This window comes from Bacillus sp. RC240 (genome assembly GCF_044907945.1).
GTDB lineage: Bacteria > Bacillota > Bacilli > Bacillales > Bacillaceae_G > Bacillus_A > Bacillus_A mycoides.
The window spans coordinates 1-2290 of record NZ_JBIYCT010000029.1 but is presented as its reverse complement, the minus strand read 5'-3'; the positions used below and the strand labels follow the sequence as shown (position 1 = coordinate 2290).

The following is a 2290-nucleotide window of genomic DNA, read 5'->3' as shown; positions in this document are numbered from 1 at the left end:
AGGTTAAGCTGAAGAGGCGGAGCCGCAGCGAAAGCGAGTCTGAATAGGGCGTTTAGTACGTGGTCGTAGACCCGAAACCAGGTGATCTACCCATGTCCAGGGTGAAGTTCAGGTAACACTGAATGGAGGCCCGAACCCACGCACGTTGAAAAGTGCGGGGATGAGGTGTGGGTAGCGGAGAAATTCCAATCGAACCTGGAGATAGCTGGTTCTCCCCGAAATAGCTTTAGGGCTAGCCTTAAGTGTAAGAGTCTTGGAGGTAGAGCACTGATTGAACTAGGGGTCCTCATCGGATTACCGAATTCAGTCAAACTCCGAATGCCAATGACTTATCCTTAGGAGTCAGACTGCGAGTGATAAGATCCGTAGTCAAGAGGGAAACAGCCCAGATCGCCAGCTAAGGTCCCAAAGTGTGTATTAAGTGGAAAAGGATGTGGAGTTGCTTAGACAACTAGGATGTTGGCTCAGAAGCAGCCACCATTTAAAGAGTGCGTAATAGCTCACTAGTCGAGTGACTCTGCGCCGAAAATGTACCGGGGCTAAATACACCACCGAAGCTGCGAATTGATACCAATGGTATCAGTGGTAGGGGAGCGTTCTAAGTGCAGTGAAGTCAGACCGGAAGGACTGGTGGAGCGCTTAGAAGTGAGAATGCCGGTATGAGTAGCGAAAGACGGGTGAGAATCCCGTCCACCGAATGCCTAAGGTTTCCTGAGGAAGGCTCGTCCGCTCAGGGTTAGTCAGGACCTAAGCCGAGGCCGACAGGCGTAGGCGATGGACAACAGGTTGATATTCCTGTACCACCTCTTTATCGTTTGAGCAATGGAGGGACGCAGAAGGATAGAAGAAGCGTGCGATTGGTTGTGCACGTCCAAGCAGTTAGGCTGATAAGTAGGCAAATCCGCTTATCGTGAAGGCTGAGCTGTGATGGGGAAGCTCCTTATGGAGCGAAGTCTTTGATTCCCCGCTGCCAAGAAAAGCTTCTAGCGAGATAAAAGGTGCCTGTACCGCAAACCGACACAGGTAGGCGAGGAGAGAATCCTAAGGTGTGCGAGAGAACTCTGGTTAAGGAACTCGGCAAAATGACCCCGTAACTTCGGGAGAAGGGGTGCTTTCTTAACGGAAAGCCGCAGTGAATAGGCCCAAGCGACTGTTTAGCAAAAACACAGGTCTCTGCGAAGCCGTAAGGCGAAGTATAGGGGCTGACACCTGCCCGGTGCTGGAAGGTTAAGGAGAGGGGTTAGCGTAAGCGAAGCTCTGAACTGAAGCCCCAGTAAACGGCGGCCGTAACTATAACGGTCCTAAGGTAGCGAAATTCCTTGTCGGGTAAGTTCCGACCCGCACGAAAGGTGTAACGATTTGGGCACTGTCTCAACCAGAGACTCGGTGAAATTATAGTACCTGTGAAGATGCAGGTTACCCGCGACAGGACGGAAAGACCCCGTGGAGCTTTACTGTAGCCTGATATTGAATTTTGGTACAGTTTGTACAGGATAGGCGGGAGCCATTGAAACCGGAGCGCTAGCTTCGGTGGAGGCGCTGGTGGGATACCGCCCTGACTGTATTGAAATTCTAACCTACGGGTCTTATCGACCCGGGAGACAGTGTCAGGTGGGCAGTTTGACTGGGGCGGTCGCCTCCTAAAGTGTAACGGAGGCGCCCAAAGGTTCCCTCAGAATGGTTGGAAATCATTCGTAGAGTGCAAAGGCATAAGGGAGCTTGACTGCGAGACCTACAAGTCGAGCAGGGACGAAAGTCGGGCTTAGTGATCCGGTGGTTCCGCATGGAAGGGCCATCGCTCAACGGATAAAAGCTACCCCGGGGATAACAGGCTTATCTCCCCCAAGAGTCCACATCGACGGGGAGGTTTGGCACCTCGATGTCGGCTCATCGCATCCTGGGGCTGTAGTCGGTCCCAAGGGTTGGGCTGTTCGCCCATTAAAGCGGTACGCGAGCTGGGTTCAGAACGTCGTGAGACAGTTCGGTCCCTATCCGTCGTGGGCGCAGGAAATTTGAGAGGAGCTGTCCTTAGTACGAGAGGACCGGGATGGACGCACCGCTGGTGTACCAGTTGTTCTGCCAAGGGCATAGCTGGGTAGCTATGTGCGGAAGGGATAAGTGCTGAAAGCATCTAAGCATGAAGCCCCCCTCAAGATGAGATTTCCCATAGCGTAAGCTAGTAAGATCCCTGAAAGATGATCAGGTTGATAGGTTCGAGGTGGAAGCATGGTGACATGTGGAGCTGACGAATACTAATAGATCGAGGACTTAACCATATAATATGAAGCAA

The 2290-nt window shown here is 52.2% G+C and carries 1 rRNA gene; it reads left to right on the top strand.

Features of this window, described 5'->3' with window-relative positions:
- Positions 1-2276: ribosomal RNA gene (locus ABH955_RS29080) — 23S ribosomal RNA — on the top strand; the annotation flags it as partial.
- Between the last annotated feature and the right edge of the window lie 14 nt (positions 2277-2290).